Below are 20,613 nucleotides of genomic sequence, written 5' to 3'. Positions count from 1 at the left end.
TCGCACATGATCCGTACAGTCGCATTCATCGTCGCCATGGTGGCCATGTCGGGTATCGCGGGAGCGCAGGGCTTCCCGAGCGATATCCTGAACACGCCTGTCGATGGATCGGTCGCGTCCTGGATCATCCGCACCTTCGGCCTGCTGACCGTCCTGTCTGTCGCGCCGGGCATCCTCATCATGGTGACGAGTTTCCCGCGCTTCGTCATTGCCTTCGCCATCCTGCGCTCCGGCATGGGGCTGGCCACCACCCCCTCGAACATGATCATGGTCAGCCTTGCGCTGTTCATGACTTTCTACGTCATGGCGCCGACCTTTGACCGCGCCTGGCAGGAGGGGATCAATCCGCTGCTGCAGAACCAGATCAACGAGACCGAGGCGATGACCCGCATCTCGGAACCGTTCCGCGAGTTCATGCTCGCCAATACACGCGACAAGGATCTGCAACTTTTCGTCGATATTGCCCAGGAGAAGGGCCAGACCGTGGTCGTCGATAACAAGGTCGATCTGCGCGCCGTCGTCCCCGCCTTCATGATTTCCGAGATCAGGCGCGGCTTTGAAATAGGCTTCCTGATCATGCTGCCGTTCCTGGTCATCGACCTCATCGTGGCCACCATCACCATGGCGATGGGCATGATGATGCTACCGCCCACGTCGATCTCGCTGCCGTTCAAGATCCTGTTCTTCGTCCTCATCGACGGCTGGAACCTGCTCGTCGGCAGTCTGGTCAGATCCTTCAACTGATCTCCTATTCGTGGTTAATGAAGGGTCAATTTCCGCGCAGGATGACCTCGTCTCGATTTTTCATATCTATTTGATTTTATGTGATAAATTTTTTATGCCTCGACTTGAGGTCGTCTATTCGTGTTTGAGCGGGCTCTGATATTCGCCCGGCATTTAAACATATCGAAAGCTTTGGCTGCGACATTACCCTCACATGACGGATTTGGACTTTCTGACCAACAGGGAGCCGAGTGGCATGATGCCGAACCGCCATTACCGGTAAGTATTCAGTCCGGTATGTCCCCCAATCTTGTATTTTGTATCTAGAGGGACAACCCCAATGACAAGCATCCTGACAAACTCTTCTGCAATGGCAGCTCTCTCGACGCTGCGCTCCATCAGCTCCGACATGGAAACGAGTTGGCGACGCTTCCGACAACGCTGCCTACTGGTCGATCGCAACGACCATGAAGTCGGACAACAAGGCTCTTTCGACGGTTCAGGACGCACTCGGCCTTGGCGCTGCCAAGACGGATACGGCTTACACCGGTCTGAACGCCGCCATCGACGTTGTTTCCGAAATCAAGGCCAAGCTGGTTGCAGCTCGCGAACCGGGCGTTGACAAGCTGAAGATCAACAAGGAAATCACCGAGCTCAAGAACCAGCTGGTTTCGACGGCAACTTCGGCTTCCTTCTCCGGCGAAAACTGGCTGTATCGCGACGCCTCTTCCGCAACTGCTCTCGGCACCAAGGAAATGGTCGGCTCGTTCACCCGTTCGGCTTCCGGCGACGTCTCTGTCGGTACCCTGGAATTCGATGCTTCGACTTCGGTTCTCATCGACACGCAGGACTCTTCGCTCGGTCAGCTGACCAAGGGTGTCGCAGTCGAGCAGGGCACCGCTGTTGGTACCGGTACGACCAACGCCACTTACAACCTGATCGTTGCATCCGGCGGTACCGCTCCGTCCGGCTCCACCACAGTCGAACTGACGGCATCGACCTCCGACGACAACATCGAAGGCATGATCAGCGCCGTTGACTCGATGCTGACCGACCTGACGGACGCCGCTGCAACGCTCGGCGCGACCAACAAGCGCATCTCGATGCAGGACGACTTCATGGCCGACCTGATGGACGTGATCGACAAGGGCGTTGGCCGTCTCGTCGACGCCGACATGAACGAAGAGTCGACCCGCCTCAAGGCTCTGCAGACGCAGCAGCAGCTCGGCATCCAGGCTCTCTCGATCGCCAACTCGGACTCGCAGAACATCCTGTCGCTGTTCCGTTAATCGAAAAACGGCGCGGGCCGGCCATCCCCCCCAAACGGCAGGTCCGCGACCTCAAGGAAAACCGCATCTCGAAAGAGGTGCGGTTTTTTTGTGCCCGCAAAAATGTTTTGGTCCTTTAGGTTTTCTTTAACCATGATGGTGTTTTCTATGACCATCGAAACAGCGGGTTAACCAAGAAATTTAACGCGTTAGCAAGCATGAGGCTGGCTGCTGTTTCCCGGTAACGACCGGAGTGCCCTTCCATTTCACCTGTTCAAAAGGGGCAGTTTACTATGACGAGCATTCTCACCAACTCGGCTGCAATGGCAGCTCTCTCCACCCTGCGCTCGATCGCCGATGGCATGGTTGGCGACGCTTCCGACAACGCTGCCTACTGGTCGATCGCAACGACCATGAAGTCGGACAACAAGGCTCTTTCGACGGTTCAGGACGCACTCGGCCTCGGCGCTGCCAAGACGGATACGGCTTATACCGGTCTCGACAACGCCATCGAAGTTGTTTCCGAAATCAAGGCCAAGCTGGTCGCTTCCCGCGAACCGGGCGTTGACAAGCTGAAGATCAACAAGGAAATCACCGAGCTCAAGAACCAGCTGGTTTCGACGGCTCAGTCGGCTTCCTTCTCCGGCGAAAACTGGCTGTATCGCGACGCCTCTTCCGCAACTGCTCTCGGCACCAAGGAAATGGTCGGTTCGTTCACCCGTGCGGCTTCCGGCGACGTCGCTGTCGGCATTCTGCAGTTTGACGCTTCGACCTCGGTTCTGATCGACACCGTCGATGCCTCGCTTGGCCAACTGACCAAGGGTGTCGCAGTCGAGCAGGGCACCGCGGTTGGTACCGGTACGACCAACGCCACTTACAACCTGATCGTTGCATCCGGCGGTACCGCTCCGTCCGGCTCCACCACAGTCGAACTGACGGCAACGACCGCTGACGACGACATCGAAGGCATGATCAGCGCCGTTGACTCGATGCTGACCGACCTGACGGACGCCGCTGCAACGCTCGGTGCGACCAACAAGCGCATCTCAATGCAGGACGACTTCATGGCCGACCTGATGGACGTGATCGACAAGGGCGTTGGCCGCCTCGTCGACGCCGACATGAACGAAGAGTCGACCCGCCTCAAGGCTCTGCAGACGCAGCAGCAGCTCGGCATTCAGGCTCTCTCGATCGCCAACTCCAACTCGGAAAACATCCTGTCGCTCTTCCGTTAATCGGATCCAAAACACGACAGGGACAGCGGGCGGCCATTACCGTCGCCCACTGGCATCCAACAGGCCGCGTCTCGAAAGAGACGCGGCTTTTTTCTTTTATTTCCAAAGAGAAACCATATTAATGTTTTGGCAATCGAAATTTATTTTTCTTCATTTTCATTACCGACTTTCTAACGCCCTTAAAGGTTTGTTAACCATAACGCTATTAAGTGTTCGTTAAGAGCGATAGGCTGCCCCTGGGCTAAACATAGGGCAGTTTGCATGACGCTGGTCCCGTCGCTGCCGGTTTTCAACCCGGAATGTTCCGTTTAATTTTCGAACTGGGGCAATGACCATGACCAGCATTTTGACCAATTCCGCCGCGATGGCGGCCCTTCAGACATTGCGTTCTATCAATACGAACATGGAAACGGTCCAGAGCCGTATTTCTTCCGGTTACCGCGTCGAGACCGCAGCCGACAACGCTGCCTATTGGTCGATCGCGACGACCATGCGTTCGGACAACGCCGCACTGTCGACCGTTCAGGACGCGCTCGGACTGGGCGCGGCGAAAGTCGATACCTCCTATGCCGGCCTCAGCTCCGCGATCGAGGTCGTTTCCGAAATCAAGGCCAAGCTGGTCGCCGCGCGCGAACCGGGCGTTGACAAGACCAAGATCAACAAGGAAATCACCGAGCTCAAGAACCAGCTCGAATCGGCTGCGGAATCCGCATCGTTCTCAGGCGAGAACTGGCTTTACAATGATTCGACGACTCCGCCTGGCACCAAGTCGATCGTGGCATCCTTCAACCGCTCGACGGACGGCACCGTTTCCGTTTCGACGCTGGATTACGACACCGCGACGTCAATCCTGATCGACACCAAGGACTCATCGCTCGGCCAGTTGACCAAGGGTATCGCGGTCGCGCAGCCTGTCGGTACGGCGCCGGCCACCACGATCAATGCCATGTACCACCTGATCCTGCCAGCTGGCGGTACGGCTCCGTCCGGCTCGGTTCTGGTCGAGCTCAGCACTGCGACTTCGGATAACGATATCGATGGCATGATCAGCGCCGTCGACATGATCTTCAGCAACCTGACGGATGCTGCATCCACGCTCGGCGCCATCACCAGCCGCATCGACATGCAGGAAAACTTCGTCGCCAACCTGATGGACGTGATCGACAAAGGTGTCGGCCGTCTCGTCGATGCTGACATGAACGAGGAGTCGACCCGCCTCAAGGCCCTGCAGACGCAGCAGCAGCTCGGCATCCAGGCGCTCTCGATCGCCAACACCAACTCCGAAAACATCCTGCGTCTGTTCCAGCAGTAAGCCTGATCCTGGCGGGCCGGTGGGCATCGATCCGGTCCTTGCCATCATTTCGCACCGTCGCTCCGTTGCGGGCGCCGGACACGTCTTTCCTCCGCGCCGCCGGTCATCGGCTCGTTGGAAACGGTTGGACCGCGCTCATTGCCCAAGCGCGGTCCAACACCTACATTTTCGCGCAAGTTTGGCCGGATAGTCTCCACCCGCAGCCATCCTCGTCCCGGTTGCCAGCCAATATGAATGTTGCGCTGCCGTTGTATGCGGCCCCACGTTTCCGGACCTCCCGGAAAGTGAGCCGATACGGATAGAAAATGTTCGGGCCTTGCCCGCCGGCATCAGCCGGTTGCGGGGTCTTGAAGGAGACATTCCGGAAGTGTCACAGTCTTTTGTTTCAAGGCCATCGGGCCACATGCTGTCGGCAACCGAGCAGGGGGCAGGACGAGACGCGACCGCAATTTGGACGTTGGAGGCTCGTTCATGAGCGCTTCCATCTCTCGCTATCTCAAGGACTTCAGCGCTCCGAAGGTTGATCTTTCCATCGTCCCCCAGCGTTATTTTCCGGATCTGGACGACGATATTTCCAGCGAGGCGGTTTTCGCCGTGAAGCAGCAACCTCAAATTCCGCCACCACCCGTTCAGCCGCAAATCGATGTTGAAGCGGAGCGCCGCGAGGCGTCCATACAGGGTCGTCTGGAGGCCGAGAAGGAACTGAGCGCTGCGCATGCCAAGGAGATCGCGAAGCTGACAGCGCGTCACGCCGCAGAACTCGAAACGATGCGCACGCGATTCGATACGGAGATCGCGGCGATGATCAATAATCGCGTTTCCGAGATGGGATCCCAGATCGCCACACTGCTGGCCGACCAGACCGCGCGTGTGCTGGCGCCGGTGATGGACCAGGTCCTGCTGCAGAAATCCATCGCGGACCTCGCGAAAATGATCGAGCATTCGATCGACGCCGGAGAGGGCTGCAAGATCAACGTCAAGGGACCGCTTCCGCTGTTCGAAGCCTTGAAGCGTCACCTCAAGGACGAAACCCTGATTTTCCGCCACCAGGAAACCACCGACATCGACCTGTCCGTCGAGTTCGGCGAATCGATCCTGGTGACCAGAATGGCCGCATGGGCCGATACGGTAGGTAAGGTGCTGGCATGAGTGAGAATGAAGGCCATCATCACGGCAAGAACGAAATCATCATCATCAAGCGCCATGGCGGTCATCACGACGGCCATCACGGCGGCGCGTGGAAGATCGCTTACGCCGACTTCATGACGGCGATGATGGCCTTCTTCCTCGTCATGTGGCTGATCAATGCGGCCAACCCGCAGACCAAGGCAGCGCTCGCATCCTATTTCAACCCTGTCCAGCTCAGCGATGCCAAGCCCTCCGAAAAGGGCGTCAAGGCACCGGCAAAGGACGCCAAGGGTGAAGAAGACCAGATGAAGTCCAAGGTCGACGGCAACGAGACCAAGACCGGCGGCTCGGCCAAGAGCGGCAACGACATGACGGCGACGTCGGGCGAGGAAACCCAGTATTCCGACGCCGACTTCTTCGAAAATCCCTATTCAGTCCTCTCCGAAATCGCCAACGAAGTCGGCCGTCAGGCCAACATCAGCGCCAAGGGTGAGGGCGGTGCCTCCACCTCCGGCCCGGCAACCGGTGCGGAGGGCGGCGAAGCCTATCGCGATCCTTTCGATCCGGATTTCTGGACGAAACAGGTCGAACTGCAGAACGCCGAAAAGGGTGGCGAAAGCCTTGAGGCGAAGGCCGGAAACGGACCGAGCGACGACACCAAGGATGCTGCCGGCAAGGAAAAGTCTCCCGAGGAGTTGAAGGCGGAGGCTGACAAGGCTGCCACGCAGAAACCCGACGAGAAGGCGGCCGAAACGCTGAAGGCGGAGATCCAGAAGGAAATCGGCGGCGCTGCGGGAAAGCTGTCCGAGGGCCTGCTTGTCACCCCGACCGAGGGCGGCCTGCTGGTCACGATCAGCGAGCAGGGCGAAGCGCCGATGTTCGGCGTCGGTTCGGCCGTGCCGCAGAAGGACATGGTCATCGCCATGGAAAAGATCGGCAAGCTACTGGCGGCCCGAAAGGGAAGCGTCGCCATCCGCGGACATACGGACGGACGCCCCTTCAAGAACGGTGCCTATGACAACTGGCGGCTTTCTTCCGATCGCGCGCAGAGCGCCTATTACATGCTCGTTCGCGGCGGTCTCGCTGAAGGGCGCGTCAGCCAGATCAGCGGCTTTGCCGACAAGCGGCTGCAGGTGACCAACGATCCGCTCGCACCGGCCAACCGCCGCATCGAAATCCTGTTGCAGACGAACCAGGGCTGAGCCGATGTTGAAGGCGATCCGCACACTTCTTCTCTGTGCCAGTGCGTTCGGGGCCTTTTCGGGCTTTGCGGCGCATGCGGACGAGCTTGAGGATCTGCCACCTTACAAGATGCTGCGTTCGCTACAGCACATTCAGGATTCCATCGTGCTCGGCGACCATTCGGCCGCCGAAATGCAGCGGTTCATGCTGGCGGCGATCGACAAGAGGCTGCGTGAGGCGGATCCGTCGGTGTTCGACGATCCGCGCAATGTCGATGCAGCCTTCATCTACGCCATGAGCGGCGGCAATCCCGAGACGCTGTCCTATCTCGCCAACCACGATATCGAAGGCAATTTCGACAGCCGTATCATCGACGCGCTCAACCATTACCTGGCGGGCAAGGGCGGTTTGATGGTCGGCTATCTGGAGAAGGCGATCCCGGAATACCGCAACTCGCGCGTGGGGCCTTATCTCTATCTGGTTCTCGGCAATGCCACGGCCATGCAGAATCCGGCGAACTCGCTGAAATATTACGATTGGGCGCGCCTGACCTCGCCGGGCACCAATATCGAGGAAGCAGCGCTCCGCCGCTCGATCGCGCTGGCTACCCGCGGAGCGATGCCCGACAAGGGCTTCACCTATTCGCTTTCCTATGCCCGCCGTTTCCTGACATCGCCCTATGCCAGCCAGTTTGCCGACGTTTTCGTCGAGCTGGCTGTTGCCAACTACAGCGACCAGACGGAAGCGAAGATCCAGGAAATCCTCAGCTTCATGGACAAGCCCCGGCAGCGCGAGGTCTACCTGCGCATTGCTCGCCGCGCCGCGATCGGGGGCATGCAGGCACTTGCAAAGCTTGCGTCGGACCGGGCCGGAGAGCTTTCCGATGGCACGGATGCAGGGCCGAAGGCGCTCGCCAGTCTCTATTCCGGCCTGGTCGGCATTCCCTCGAAGGGGATACTGGAGGCCGTCAAAGATATCAGCGCTATACCGGAGGCGGAGCTTTCGCCGCGCGATCGTGCGCTTCGCCAGGCCGCCACAGTGGTCGCCGAGGAAGTCTTGCGCGCCCCAGATCCAGAAAGCTTGACGCAAGCGACTGATTCTAAAGTCGTTCCTGAAAACGTGAACATGACGGGGGAAAACGGAGCAGAGACGGGAAGCGGCGATAGCCCGTTTGCAGTCCCGGCGTCCGGTGTGGCGGAGAATGCTGCGCAACCGGAACCGGAACAGCAGGTGGCATCGTCGGAAAATAATCCGCCTGATCCGGTTCTCGATGCGTTTCTGACCAATGGTCGCACGAAACTCGACGAGATCGATTCTCTCCTGAAGGGGGATGAGGACAAATGACGACGGTGGACGACAACTTACTTGCTGCGACATTGCGGACTGCGAAATCCGGTTCGAAGGCTGCGGCCAAGCATCTCGATATGGATGCCGCCAAACAGCGTTCGGCTTTCGAGAATGCCTTTGCCGATGCGGGCAAGAAGAAACCGACGATCGCTATCGATGGCAAGTCCATCTCGACCGATTCAACGCCGCGCGCGAACATCGCGATTGCGCAGAAGCTGACCGCCAGCACCGTGAAGACAACAGCATCGTCGAATGATGCGAACGATATAAGGTCCACGACGCAGGTTCAAGCCAAGGTCGAGGTCGAGAAAAGGGCCAAGATCGAGGCCGAGAGCAAGGCCGAAGTCAGGGCAGACGCACGCGTCGAGGCGCGCCAAAAGGTCGAGGACAGGCTGGAAGCCGATGCCGAGGCCAACATTGACGCCCGCGCCGATATGGACGCAGAAGCCCCTTCCGCATCAGGCGTCGACAGCGCCGAAACGGGCGCCTTCGATGATGCTCCAATCGACGTGAAATCGATCTACGCGGATGCGGCCAAGACAACCGAAGAGCCATCCACCGAGGTTGCGGCGGATGACACTCCCGTCTCACACGGCGAGGAAGCTGAGGAAGAGCCTGTTTCTGCCGCACGATCGGCTTCCAAGAGCCTTCCTATGTCCGGCGATCTTTCGGTTTCCAGCGCCCTGTCCACGCTCACCGTTCTGGACGATGTCGAGCCTCAGTCGGATTCCGTGCCGGACCTGAAGGCACCCATTGATGCCGATCCGAAAACGGCGCGGGCTCTGCCGGTTGATGAATTCAAGTCGAAACCGAAGATTTCTGACAAACTGGATGCTCAGCAGGCATCGGCTCTGCCGAAGTTGGAAACCAGGAAACAGGAGCCGCAGCCGACCGTTCTGCCGCAAGGCAGCGTGGACGCTTCTATCAATGTCATCAAAAAGACGGATGAGAAGGCCGCTGATCCCGTCGTAAACCCGACCGTGACGCCTGAAAAGGCAATCGAGACCAAGGTAAGTGGTAGCAAGACCGAAGCGTCGAAAACAGTCGAAGCCAAAGTCAGCGGGGTTAGTGCTGCTGAAGTGAAGGGCAACAGTCCCAGAGCCGACGAGGTCAAGGCGCAAGACTTCAAGCCGGCGCAGCCGGACCTTGCCGGGTCGGTACAATCGACGGATGACACGGCACCTGTCACGACAGCACCCGCAACGCAAGCGACCGCGGATGTCAGCCATTTGCTGACTCTCCTGAGCCCCGCGCCGCTACCTGTTGCGGAGACAGCAGTTGCGAAATCGGAAACCACGCCGGCCCTGTCGGAATTCCATGCTTTGGCTGATCGCGCCGGAATGGCCGCCACTGCTCCCAGGGATCGGGCAGAAACAAAGTCTGAAACCAAGGATGATGCCGCACCGGTGAGCGACAAGATCGCCGTGGGCAGCGAGAAGGCGGCGGCATCTACCGACGCAAGCACCGCAAACAATACCGTTTCGGCGGACACTGATCAAATCTTCCGCTTTGCTCGTTCCGACGGCAAGGGGCAGATTGTTTCCATGAATGTGGTTGCTGACGGTGACAAGACCGCCGTCAAGAACGACATTCCGGTGGTCGGCGCCAAGGCTGAAACGGTTACTGTCGTAGAGGCGCGGCGATATCTCGGCTTGGCGCCCTCCAGCAATGCTGCAGCGGTAACCAGCCAGATTGTATCCAACCCGGAATGGGCCAAGACACTCCAGCCGGCAGATGTGGGCGCCACGTCTTCGGCGCAGGCCTCCACAGGCAAGGTTCTCAACACGCTGAAGATCCAGATGCATCCGATTGACCTTGGCACCGTCACAGCCACGCTGCGGCTCAAGGAAGACGAATTGCATGTCGAACTGAAGGTTGAGACCGGAGGAGCATTCCGGCAGCTCAGTGACGATCAGAATGACATCGTGAAGTCGCTCCGGTCGCAAGGCTTCGCCGTCGATCAGGTAAATATCGTTTTCAACGCACCGGATTCGTCCGGCAGCACGACACAACAGCAGGCGCAGCCTCAGACTGCCCAGCAGGGCCGTGAGGCGTTGGCGGATGGCTCCCCGCAGGGCAGGGGCCAGCGCAACGACAATGGCAGCCAGCAGCAAAGCAGCGGAAGGTGGACCGGGAATGAAGGCACGAGCGACCCGTCTTCTGGGGCTGACGCTAGCCGGACTGGTGACGTCTATATCTAGTGCCTTTGCCAGTGCAGGGGTCTGCGAGAGCGAAATCACGGCAGCAGCGGCAAAGTACCAGATCCCTCCTGGCATCCTCTATTCGGTCGGCCTGACCGAAACGGGACGCAAGGGATCTCTGCAGCCTTACGCGATGAATATCGAGGGTAAGGCCTATTTCGAGAACAGCGCGCAGGGCGTTCTGCAGCGTTTCTCGGAGGCACGCGCGCAGGGCGCCAAGCTGATCGATCTCGGTTGCATGCAGATCAATTATCACTTCCATGGCGAGAATTTTGCCTCGCCAAACGAGATGCTGGATCCGAAAAAGAACGTCGAATATGCGGCGCGCTTTCTGTCCAATCTTCACGCCAGGCATGAAACCTGGACCATGGCCGTCGCCCGCTACCATGCGGGACCGAACAACAACCCCGCACAGAAGAAATATGTGTGCCGGGTGATCGCGAATCTCGTCGCGACAGGCTATGGAAAGTGGACGACCAACGCGTCTACGTTCTGTCAATAACACAACTTAAAAGAGAAATCTCATATCGACTTGCTGCGCTGCGGTAGGCTTCGCTAAAAATGTGGAAAAATTAAGCGCAAGCCATGTCTTAATCACATGTTAACGTTTCCACAAAAAAATTAGTGCCCCATTTTGACGCACCCACTATATCTAGTTCAAATCGGCACAGAAATCTTAATCTACTATTAATTTCACCCACTAACTTTCCATAGTTGTTCAAGAATCCCCCGATTCGTACCTCTTAGTCATCGAGGCACCATACTGATTCGGAGGCGGACGAATGATCGTAGTGGTTGATGAGCGTGAGCTCGTGAAAGACGGATACACTTCTCTTTTTGGACGTGAGGGCGTGCCCTCCCAAGGGTTCGACCCAACGGAATTTGGCGACTGGGTTTCGAAGGCTGCCGACAGCGACATCGACGCTGTCGAAGCCTTCCTAATCGGCCAGGGCGAGCGGGCGATGAGCCTTCCCCGGGCGATCCGGGACCGGACGACGGCACCGGTGATCGCGATCAGCGATTCGCCTTCCCTGGAACAGACACTGGCGTTCTTCGACTGCGGCGTCGATGACGTCGTGCGCAAGCCGGTTCATCCCCGGGAGATCCTGGCGCGAGCTGCGGCCATCCGCCGTCGTCTCAAGGCCCTGGTCAACTTCACCGACATCGGCCCGATCCGGGTTTTCTCCGATGGCCGCGACCCTGAAGTCCAGGGCGAAGTCTTTGCCCTGCCGCGCCGCGAGCGCCGCATTCTCGAATATCTGGTCGCCAACCGCGGCCGCCGTGTTTCCAAGTCCCAGATCTTCAACGCGATCTACGGCATCTTCGACGAGGACGTCGAGGAAAACGTCGTCGAAAGCCACATCAGCAAGCTGCGCAAGAAGCTGCGCAAGAAGCTCGGCTTCGATCCGATCGATTCCAAGCGGTTCCTCGGTTACTGCATCGACTGGGAATAACCCTTTGCGATCCGGTGGTTCGGATGTGGCGGCAACCGATTCACCTACCAAGACAGGTTCACGCAAGGCCCAACTTCTAGTCTTGCGATAACGACGAAAACGAGGATCGGACATGAGTCTTTACGGAATGATGAGAACCGGTGGTTCCGGCATGAATGCACAGGCTAACCGCCTGGGCGCGGTGGCTGAAAACATCGCCAATGCCAACACCACGGGTTACAAGCGCGCATCGACGGAATTCTCCTCGATGATCCTCCCGACCACCAACGGATCGTACAATTCCGGCGGCGTCGAAACAAAGATCCGCTACAACATTGCCGCTGAAGGCGCCAAGACCTACACGACATCGGGTTCGGACCTGGCGCTCGATGGCGGCGGTTTCTTCATCGTCGAAGGCGGCAACGGCCAGGAATTCCTGACCCGCGCCGGCGCTTTCACCCAGGACGGTGACGGCAACCTCGTCAATTCCGCAGGTTACAGCCTTCTCGGCTACGAATACGGCAACGGCGCCGATCCGACGGTCGTCGTCAACGGCTTCGATGGCCTGAGCAAGGTCAATCTCGCTTCTGATGGGCTCGTGGCCAAGGGCTCGACCACAGGTACGATGGGTGCCAACCTGCCTTCGGGCGCCGCCATCGGTGACGTCTCCACAACTTCGCTGATCGTCTACGACAGCCAGGGCAATACCCGCATTCTCGACTTCAACTACGAGAAGACCAACGCTAACGAGTGGTCCGTCGAGGTCATCGATCGCGATACAGGAACATCGCTCGGCACTAAGGCCCTCCAGTTCAACTCGGATGGTGAGCTGACGACGACACCGACGACGATCGCGACAACGGCCATGACCGGTCTTTCCGGCACCGGCGCCGACCTTGGCGTCCTGACCATCGACCTCGCGAAGACCACCCAGCTGGGTTACAAGTTCAATCCTGACGGCGGCACGATCGACGGCAATTCGCCGAGCAAGGTGGCGGGCTTCCAGATCGACGACGACGGCATCGTCTACGTCAAGTACGAGAACAATACGCTCGAGCCGCGCTATCGCATCGCTCTTGCCAGCGTCCAGAGCCCGGACAATCTCGTGCCTCAGTCTGGCAACGTCTATTCGCAGGGCACCGAGTCCGGCGTCATCGTCACCGGCTTTGCCGGCTCCGGCGACTTCGGCACCATCATCTCCGGCGCACTGGAAAGCTCGAACGTCGACATCGCGGAAGAACTGACGGCGATGATCGAATCCCAACGTAGCTACACGGCAAACTCGAAAGTGTTCCAGACAGGCGCAGATCTGCTGGACGTTCTCGTGAACCTGAAGCGCTGATCAGTAATTAAGGGACGGACTGCGCATGTCGCTCGCTGCCGCAATAAATACGGCCCAGACGATTTTCAGCAATACGGGGCAACAGACCGCCATCGTATCGAAGAACATCGCCAATTCCGGCAACGCAGACTATGTGCGCCGTCTCGCCCTGATGGGCATCGATTCCCAGGGCTCGCATTACATCAAGATCGAGCGTGCTCAGAACGATGCGATGTTCAAGCAGAACATCTCCAATATCTCGATCGCATCGTCGCAGTCCGTTCTTCTCGACGGGCTGCAGCGGATGCAATCGGTATTCGGCGGCGACGAATACCCCTCCTCGCCGTCCAACTACCTCGCGACCTTCCGCGCCAGCATGCAGACCTATGCGGCCGCGCCCGGTAACGTCACGATCGCGTCATCGACTATCGCTGACGCGAAGGATCTTGCCTATTCATTGACCACCAGTTCCACGGCTATCCAGGATGTGCGGGCGACGGCGGACAAGGAGATTCAGGAGCAGGTTGGCCAGCTGAACAGCTATCTGGATCAGTTCGCGACGATCAATAACGAGATCGTTGGAAACCTTGCGACCGGCAAGGATGCCAGCGACGCGCTCGATCAGCGCGACAAGCTCCTGAAGGCGATGTCGGAAATCGTCGGCATTTCGACCGTCACGCGCACCAACATGGATACCGTCATCTATTCTTCCGATGGTACCGTTCTATTCGAGACGATCCCGCGCAAGGTCACCTTCACTCCGACCGATACCTATGATTCGACGGTCACTGGCAACAAGGTCTATGTCGACGGTGTTGCGCTCAAGGGTGGCACCGGCGGCAACACGACCGGCGAGGGCTCGCTTTCGAGCCTGCTGCAACTGCGTGACGATCTTGCCCCGAAAATGCAGTCGCAGTTGGATGAAATTGCGCGCGGTCTTGTTACCATGTTCCAGGATGGCGGGCTTCCCGGCCTTTTCACCTGGTCCGGTGGCACGGTTCCTGCGGCAGGCACGCTGGAGCCCGGCATCGCATCCAGCATCCAGGTCAATCCGCTTGCCGATGCCAATCCGACCCTGTTGCGCGATGGCGTTAACGTGAACTCCAACACGGCCGGAAATGCGGGCTACACCGCTCTGCTGGATAGTTACATCGTCGCAATGGATACGAACATGTCGTTCGATACGGCGGCGGATCTTGGTGGCACCGCCACCATCATGACTTATGCATCGTCGTCGATCGGGTGGCTTGAACAGTTGCGCAAGGCCGCAACCACCGCGAATGAAAACAAGTCGGCCATGCTGGCCCAGACCCAGCAGGCGCTCAGCAACGAGACGGGTGTCAGTCTCGATGAAGAACTCTCGCTGATGCTCGATCTGGAGCAATCCTACAAGGCATCGGCAAAACTTCTCAGCACGGTTGATGAGATGCTGAGAACACTTCTGGATACGGTGAGGTAATCATGAAGACGTCCTTCGTCTCCAATCTGGCGGTTCAAAATGCCATGCGGGTCACGATCCAGCAGGGGCAGCTCGAAGTCATCAAGCTGCAGCAGGAAGTGATCACGGGGAAATACGCAGACAGTGGCGCCGAACTCGGCGCAAGTTCGTCGCGTGCGGTGAATCTCAAGAACGAGCTGGCTCGCCTGGAAAATCTCAAGGAAACCAATGCGGTCGTCACGCAGCGTCTATCGGCGTCGCAGATGTCGCTGGAAACCATGCGCAAGGCCGCCGAGCAGATCAACACCACGTTGATCGCGACGCTGGGCAACGACGACGCGTCCCGACTGACGATCGCCAAAACCGATATCAATGGTGCGCTTGAAGCCTTCGTTGCTGCGGCCAACGTACAATTCAACGGCGAATTCCTGATGTCGGGTATCAATACCGACGTGAAGCCGCTGGCCGAATACAATGCGGCATCGCCTGCCAAGGCCTCGTTCGATACTGCGCTGTCCGGCTTCATGACGGCCAATGGTATCGCCTCGATGAGCGACTTTACGGTCGCGCAGATGGACGATTTCATCGAGAATACGCTGGAGCCGATGTATACCGGCACGCAATGGGATACGGACTGGTCGGAAGCTTCGGATCAGAACGTCATGAGCCGCATCAGCGCCAGCGAAGTGATCCCCAGCACGACGAACACCAATACCGACGGTGTTCGCAAGTTCGCACTGGCTGCGGTGCTGACGACCGAATTGCTCGGTGCGAATGTCTCGTCCACCGTGCGCTCGGCTATCAATTCGCATGCACAGAACTATGTACAGCAGAGCTCGACGTCTCTCATCGAGACGACCAGCACGCTCGGCATTTCGGAGTCCCGGGTCACCAAGGCGAATACATCGCTGGAGTCGCAGGTCAAGCTGATCCAGACGCATATCAACGACATCGAGGGTGTGGACCCTTATGAAGCGTCGACGCGGATGAACACGCTGCTGACCCAGATCGAAACTTCCTACACGCTGACGTCACGGCTTCAGCAACTGAGTTTGATAAATTTCCTCTGATGCGGTGAGGACCAGGACAAACATGAAGGATGTCTGAATGTATCAGTTTTCATACGCCGAGATCATGGAGGACGGCGTCGCCGACTCCAAGGATCGCGAACGGCAAGTGCTCGACCGCTCTATTGCGCTGCTTGCAGCCGCAAGACTGCAGAAAGGGTACTCAAGGGAGGCGATCGAGGCGATCTACTACACACGACGGGTCTGGATCCGCTTCATCGAGGATCTGCGAGCGTCGGACAACCAGTTGAACGATGAGTTGCGCGCCAACCTCATCTCCATCGCCATCTGGATACTCGGTGAGACGGAGAAGATCCGCAAGCGCGAGTCTTCGAACTTCCAGGGCATCATCGATATCACAACCATCATCAGGGATGGACTCAAATGAAGAGCACACTGCGTATCTCGCTTAAGTCGGGCGAACGGATTTTTGTCAACGGGGCAGTGTTGCGTGTTGATCGCAAGGTTGCAGTCGAGTTCCTGAATGATGTGACATTCCTGCTCGAAAACCACGTCCTGCAGCCGGAGGACGCTAATACTCCGCTGAAGCAGCTCTATTTCATCGCGCAGATGATCCTGATCAATCCGGAAGGCGCTGAGCAGTCGACGAGCATGTTTCGCAAGTCGGTAATCATGCTGCTCAACTGCTTCAAGAACGAAGATATCGTCTCCGAGCTGAAGCGGATCGACGGCATGGTGACGCAGGGCCGTGCCTTCGACGCGCTGAAGGCCATCCGCGGCCTCTATGCCGCCGAAGACCGGATCCTCAATAACCAGGAAATCACCCCTGCTACGATCGAGCAGATCCGCAAGGAGATTGCGCCATGGCGGTAAGCGGCGTTTCGGCCAACAAGACGGCGACGAACCAGACGACGGGGACGGGTTCCGACGCGTCCAACGCGTCTGCCAACGCCAGCCTGAACTACGACAGCTTCCTGAAGCTGCTCGTGGCGCAGATGAAGAACCAGGATCCGACGGAACCGATGGATTCGACCCAGCAGATCGCCCAGCTCGCGACCTTCTCGCAGGTCGAGCAGACGATCAAGACGAACACCAATCTCGAAAGCCTGCTGCAGCGCACGTCGCTCAGCGAAGCCAATGCGGTGATCGGCAAGACGGTGACCAGCGCCGACGGCAAGACAACTGGCGTCGTCAAGGAAGTGAAGCTATATTCGGATGGAATCATTGCCGTCCTCGATAACAAGGAAGAACTGGTTATCGGACCCGGCGTTACCATAAAGTGATAGCTCATGAATGAGGCAGATGCCCTCGATATCGTGCAGGCGGCGATCTGGACAGTGGTCGTCGCCTCCGGGCCTGCCGTTCTCGCCGCCATGGTCGTCGGCGTCATCATCGCCTTCATCCAGGCGCTGACACAGGTTCAGGAAATGACCCTGACCTTCGTGCCGAAAATTCTCGCCGTTCTTGTGACGGTCGCCCTGACAGCCTCTTTCGTCGGATCGCAAATCTCGATCTTCACGAATATCGTCTTTTCCCGCATTCAGAGCGGCTTCTGACAACGCGCGGCGCCTGTTTCGACCCCCGGCGTTTTTCGTGCTTTCTTTCCCTTCTTTCCGACACGGATGCCACCCTCGCGCAAGCTTGGCGGGGTAGGTCTGCTCTCTAGTATGGGCAGCAGGTATGAATGCTGTCCGCCTCTCATGAAGAGACGGAATTTCCGATGGCACAACCACCTGCACTCGTCATCCCGAAACTGGCGCCAAAAGGCCGGGATATCGGCTTCGCGCTCGGCATCGTCGCGATCCTCTCGATCCTCTTCCTGCCGATCCCGCCATTTCTGATCGATATCGGTCTGGCCTTCTCCATCGCGTTCTCGGTTCTGATCCTGATGGTTTCCCTCTGGATCCAGAAGCCGCTGGATTTCTCGTCTTTCCCGGTCATTCTGCTGATTTCGACCATGACCCGTCTGTCGCTCAACATCGCGACGACGCGTGTTATCCTTTCGCACGGCCACCAGGGGCATGATGCCGCCGGCGGCGTCATCGCCGGTTTTGCCGAACTGGTCATGGGTGGCGATTTCGTCATCGGTCTGATCGTCTTCCTCATCCTGATCACGGTAAACTTCATCGTCATCACCAAGGGCGCGACACGTATCGCGGAAGTCGGCGCTCGCTTCACCCTCGATGCCATCCCCGGCAAGCAGATGTCGATCGACGCCGACCTGTCGGCCGGCTTGATCGACGAGAAGGAAGCGCAGCGCCGCCGGCGCGAGCTGGAAGAGGAAAGCTCCTTCTTCGGCTCCATGGACGGTGCCTCGAAATTCGTGCGCGGTGATGCGATTGCCGGCCTGCTGATCACCGCCATCAACGTCTTCGGCGGCATCATCATCGGTTACGTTCGTCACGGCATGTCAATTGGTGAAGCCGCCGACGTCTTCGTCAAGCTCTCCGTCGGTGACGGTCTGGTCTCGCAGATCCCGGCGCTCATCGTTTCGCTCGCCGCCGGCCTGCTCGTGTCGCGTGGCGGTACCTCGGGCTCGACCGACCAGGCTGTTGTCAACCAGCTGGCCGGTTATCCGCGCGCCCTGATGGTCGCTTCCGGCCTGATCATCATGCTGTCCCTGATGCCGGGCCTTCCCTTCCTGCCGTTCGCAGCCTTGGGCGGTGGCATGGCTTTCATCAGCTACGTTATTCCCCGCAGACTCGCTGCCGCCAACAAGATCAAGCACGAGCAGGAGCAGCAGACCGCGCAGCAGAAGACCGATACGGAGAAGGATTCGGTCAAGTCGGTCCTCAAGACGGCGGAAATCGAGCTGCTGCTCGGCAAGCAGGTATCCACCCGCCTTCTCGGCGCCCATCAGGAACTTGGCTTCCGCGTCGGCAAGATGCGCCGCAAGTTTGCTGGCCAGTACGGCCTCATCGTTCCGGAAATCAAGGTGTCCGACGACATCGCCATTCCGGACAAGGCCTATCAGGTCCGCATCCATGGCACGACGATCGCCTCCAACACGGTCCGCGTCGGCGAAGTCATCGTCGTCACCGGCGGTGGTCGCAAGCCGAGCTTGCCGGGGGACGATATCCGCGAACCCGCATTCGGCATGCCGGCGGTCTCGATCCTCGAAGCCTTTACCGAGGACCTGAAGCGCGAAGGCTTCCACCCGATCGACAACGTCTCGGTCGTGCTCACCCATTTGTCGGAAGTCATCCGCAACAACCTGCCGCAGCTTCTGTCCTACAAGGACGTGAAGATCCTGATCGAGCGTCTCGATCCGGAATATCGCAAGCTGGCAGACGAAATCTGCACGTCGCACATGTCCTATTCGGGTCTGCAGGCCGTGCTGAAACTGCTGCTGGCCGAGCGCGTGTCGATCCGCAACCTGCACCTGATCCTCGAAGCGGTCGCCGAACTCGCGCCGCATGTCCGCAAGACCGAGCAGATCGTCGAGCATGTTCGCGTCCGCATGTCGCAGCAACTCTGCGGCGATCTTGCCGATAACGGCACGCTGCGCGTCCTGCGCCTCGGCAACAAGTGGGACATGGTGTTCCACCAGGCGCTCAAGCGCGATGCCAAGGGCGAAATCGTCGAGTTCGACATTGATCCGCGCCATCTGGAAGAGTTCAGCGAGCAGGCGACCAAGGTTATCCGCGAACATCTCGACCGCGGCATGCCATTCGTACTGGTAAGTTCGCCCGAATCCCGCTCTTATGTCCGCATGATCATCGAGCGCCTGTTTGCCACATTGCCGGTCCTGTCCCATGTCGAACTCGCCAAGGGTCTCGAGATCAAGATCATTGGCTCGATTTCATGATTTCCGATCCTGAAGGCACGGTGCTGGCGCTCTTTGCCGCATTCTGCCGGATCGGAGCCTGCCTGATGGTCATGCCGGGATTCTCCACGGCGCGCGTATCGGTTCAGATCCGTCTCTTCGTCGCGGTGGCCGTATCCATGGCCATCCTGCCGATCATGTGGAACGAGATCTATCCGCAGGTATCGGGCAAGGGACACACCTATATCTACATCATTGCCACCGAGACCGTGATCGGCAGCGTCATAGGGCTGATCGCGCGCTATTACGTGCTGGGGCTCCAGTTCGCCGGAACGGTCATCACCATGATGATGGGCTTCAACGCGCCGCCGGCCAACGACGTGCTGGAAGATACGCCGGAAAACCAGCTGACCAACCTGATCAGCTTTACCGGCCTGATGCTGCTGTTCATGCTGGATTTCCACCATGTCATCCTGGCGAGCATCGTCGATTCCTACAAGGCGATGCCGCTGGGCATCGGCTTCGATCAGCAGGGCGTGCTGATCACGCTCACCAATGCGCTGGAAACCACCTTCTACATCATGCTGCGGCTGGCGAGCCCGTTCCTCATCTATGGCCTGTTGTTCAACGTCGCCATCGGCATGGTCAACAAGCTGGCGCCGCAAATCCCGCTCTATTTCATCTCGCTCCCCTATCTGATCATGGGCGGCATGTTTCTCCTCTATCTCGGCATCGCCTCGATGCTGAAGCTTTTCGCCGACGGCTTCGGCCCGTTGATGCAAGGGAGTTGAGTCCCCAATGAAAACCCGTTCGGAAAAGCTCAAGCGTCTCGTCACAGTTCAACGCCATCTCGAGCAGATGGCCGAGAGCGAACTGGCCGATACCTCCCGTCAACGCCGGGAGCTCGCCGAGACCATCGATGTCGTTGTCGATGCGATGGGGTCTGCGAGCCCGTTGCACGCCATGTTTTCCGGTCATTACTCCTCGCAGCTCGGCCGTCTCGCGCAGAAAGACCAGATGCTGCTGAGCATCCAGCAGGTTCACGAGGCCCGCGTTCTCAAGGAGCGGGTCAAGGGTGACCGTCTCGAAGAGCACATGAAGGATGCGCGCGATCTCGAAGACCGCGAAAGTGCAGACAATGCGATCTACGATCTCGTCGATCAGCATGTGATGAGCAAGTCACCAGCTTCCGGTAAGGTTGACGGCTCATAGTGTGGCCTCGGGATTGGCC

The 20,613-nt window shown here is 58.5% G+C and carries 19 protein-coding genes and 1 pseudogene; all 20 read left to right on the top strand.

What is annotated here, in order from left to right; all coding sequences use genetic code 11:
• Positions 1 to 6 precede the first annotated feature (6 nt).
• A complete protein-coding gene (gene fliP / locus ASG68_RS02590) occupies positions 7 to 744 on the top strand; it encodes a flagellar type III secretion system pore protein FliP (protein ID WP_062583392.1) in 738 nt (245 codons plus the stop codon).
• Positions 745 to 1,063: 319 nt separating this feature from the next.
• Positions 1,064 to 2,012, top strand: a pseudogene (locus ASG68_RS02585) (flagellin).
• Positions 2,013 to 2,284: 272 nt separating this feature from the next.
• Positions 2,285 to 3,226 (top strand): flagellin, encoded by a 942-nt coding sequence (locus ASG68_RS02580; protein ID WP_062609120.1) that lies wholly within the window; start codon positions 2,285 to 2,287, stop codon positions 3,224 to 3,226.
• Between the two features lie 334 nt (positions 3,227 to 3,560).
• Positions 3,561 to 4,538 carry a flagellin gene (locus ASG68_RS02575; RefSeq protein ID WP_062583698.1) on the top strand — a complete coding sequence of 326 codons (978 nt, stop codon included), beginning with the start codon at positions 3,561 to 3,563 and terminating at the stop codon, positions 4,536 to 4,538.
• A gap of 471 nt (positions 4,539 to 5,009) precedes the next feature.
• On the top strand, positions 5,010 to 5,687 hold the full coding sequence (locus tag ASG68_RS02570; RefSeq protein WP_062583394.1) for a hypothetical protein: 678 nt from the start codon (positions 5,010 to 5,012) through the stop codon (positions 5,685 to 5,687).
• Positions 5,684 to 6,868, top strand: a complete 1,185-nt coding sequence (locus tag ASG68_RS02565; protein ID WP_062583395.1) for a flagellar motor protein MotB — start codon at positions 5,684 to 5,686, stop codon at positions 6,866 to 6,868. Before ASG68_RS02570 ends, ASG68_RS02565 begins: the two co-directional genes overlap by 4 nt.
• Positions 6,869 to 6,872: 4 nt before the next feature.
• Positions 6,873 to 8,192 (top strand): chemotaxis protein MotC, encoded by a 1,320-nt coding sequence (gene motC / locus ASG68_RS02560; protein WP_062583396.1) that lies wholly within the window; start codon positions 6,873 to 6,875, stop codon positions 8,190 to 8,192.
• Positions 8,189 to 10,396 carry a flagellar hook-length control protein FliK gene (locus ASG68_RS02555; protein ID WP_062583397.1) on the top strand — a complete coding sequence of 736 codons (2,208 nt, stop codon included), beginning with the start codon at positions 8,189 to 8,191 and terminating at the stop codon, positions 10,394 to 10,396. Before motC ends, ASG68_RS02555 begins: the two co-directional genes overlap by 4 nt.
• On the top strand, positions 10,332 to 10,898 hold the full coding sequence (locus tag ASG68_RS02550; protein WP_062583398.1) for a transglycosylase SLT domain-containing protein: 567 nt from the start codon (positions 10,332 to 10,334) through the stop codon (positions 10,896 to 10,898). Before ASG68_RS02555 ends, ASG68_RS02550 begins: the two co-directional genes overlap by 65 nt.
• A 280-nt stretch (positions 10,899 to 11,178) precedes the next feature.
• Entirely contained in the window at positions 11,179 to 11,850 is a 672-nt protein-coding gene (gene rem / locus ASG68_RS02545) for a transcriptional activator Rem (RefSeq protein WP_062583399.1), read from the top strand.
• 112 nt (positions 11,851 to 11,962) lie between these two features.
• Positions 11,963 to 13,171, top strand: a complete 1,209-nt coding sequence (locus ASG68_RS02540) for a flagellar hook protein FlgE (protein WP_062583400.1) — start codon at positions 11,963 to 11,965, stop codon at positions 13,169 to 13,171.
• A gap of 25 nt (positions 13,172 to 13,196) precedes the next feature.
• Positions 13,197 to 14,609, top strand: a complete 1,413-nt coding sequence (gene flgK, locus ASG68_RS02535) for a flagellar hook-associated protein FlgK (protein ID WP_062583401.1) — start codon at positions 13,197 to 13,199, stop codon at positions 14,607 to 14,609.
• Positions 14,610 to 14,611: 2 nt separating this feature from the next.
• Positions 14,612 to 15,658, top strand: coding sequence for a flagellar hook-associated family protein (locus tag ASG68_RS02530; protein WP_062583402.1), 1,047 nt, complete (start codon positions 14,612 to 14,614; stop codon positions 15,656 to 15,658).
• A 37-nt stretch (positions 15,659 to 15,695) separates the two neighbouring features.
• Entirely contained in the window at positions 15,696 to 16,043 is a 348-nt protein-coding gene (flaF, locus tag ASG68_RS02525) for a flagellar biosynthesis regulator FlaF (RefSeq protein ID WP_062583403.1), read from the top strand.
• Positions 16,040 to 16,489, top strand: a complete 450-nt coding sequence (gene flbT, locus ASG68_RS02520; protein ID WP_062583404.1) for a flagellar biosynthesis repressor FlbT — start codon at positions 16,040 to 16,042, stop codon at positions 16,487 to 16,489. The genes flaF and flbT overlap by 4 nt, the downstream gene beginning before the upstream one ends.
• Positions 16,480 to 16,899 carry a flagellar hook assembly protein FlgD gene (gene flgD / locus ASG68_RS02515; protein WP_062583405.1) on the top strand — a complete coding sequence of 140 codons (420 nt, stop codon included), beginning with the start codon at positions 16,480 to 16,482 and terminating at the stop codon, positions 16,897 to 16,899. Before flbT ends, flgD begins: the two co-directional genes overlap by 10 nt.
• A gap of 6 nt (positions 16,900 to 16,905) precedes the next feature.
• The gene (gene fliQ, locus ASG68_RS02510) at positions 16,906 to 17,172 is read left to right on the top strand and encodes a flagellar biosynthesis protein FliQ (protein WP_062583406.1); all 267 of its coding nucleotides are present in this window, start codon (positions 16,906 to 16,908) and stop codon (positions 17,170 to 17,172) included.
• A gap of 164 nt (positions 17,173 to 17,336) precedes the next feature.
• Positions 17,337 to 19,424 carry a flagellar biosynthesis protein FlhA gene (gene flhA, locus ASG68_RS02505; RefSeq protein WP_062583699.1) on the top strand — a complete coding sequence of 696 codons (2,088 nt, stop codon included), beginning with the start codon at positions 17,337 to 17,339 and terminating at the stop codon, positions 19,422 to 19,424.
• The gene (gene fliR, locus ASG68_RS02500; RefSeq protein WP_062583407.1) at positions 19,421 to 20,173 is read left to right on the top strand and encodes a flagellar biosynthetic protein FliR; all 753 of its coding nucleotides are present in this window, start codon (positions 19,421 to 19,423) and stop codon (positions 20,171 to 20,173) included. Before flhA ends, fliR begins: the two co-directional genes overlap by 4 nt.
• Before the next feature lie 7 nt (positions 20,174 to 20,180).
• Positions 20,181 to 20,594 carry a hypothetical protein gene (locus ASG68_RS02495; RefSeq protein WP_062583408.1) on the top strand — a complete coding sequence of 138 codons (414 nt, stop codon included), beginning with the start codon at positions 20,181 to 20,183 and terminating at the stop codon, positions 20,592 to 20,594.
• The last annotated feature ends 19 nt before the right edge of the window (positions 20,595 to 20,613 follow it).

Origin of the sequence: Rhizobium sp. Leaf453 (genome assembly GCF_001425605.1) — a bacterium.
Taxonomy (GTDB): Bacteria; Pseudomonadota; Alphaproteobacteria; order Rhizobiales; family Rhizobiaceae; genus Pararhizobium.
This window is presented reverse-complemented; position numbering and strand designations above follow the sequence as displayed.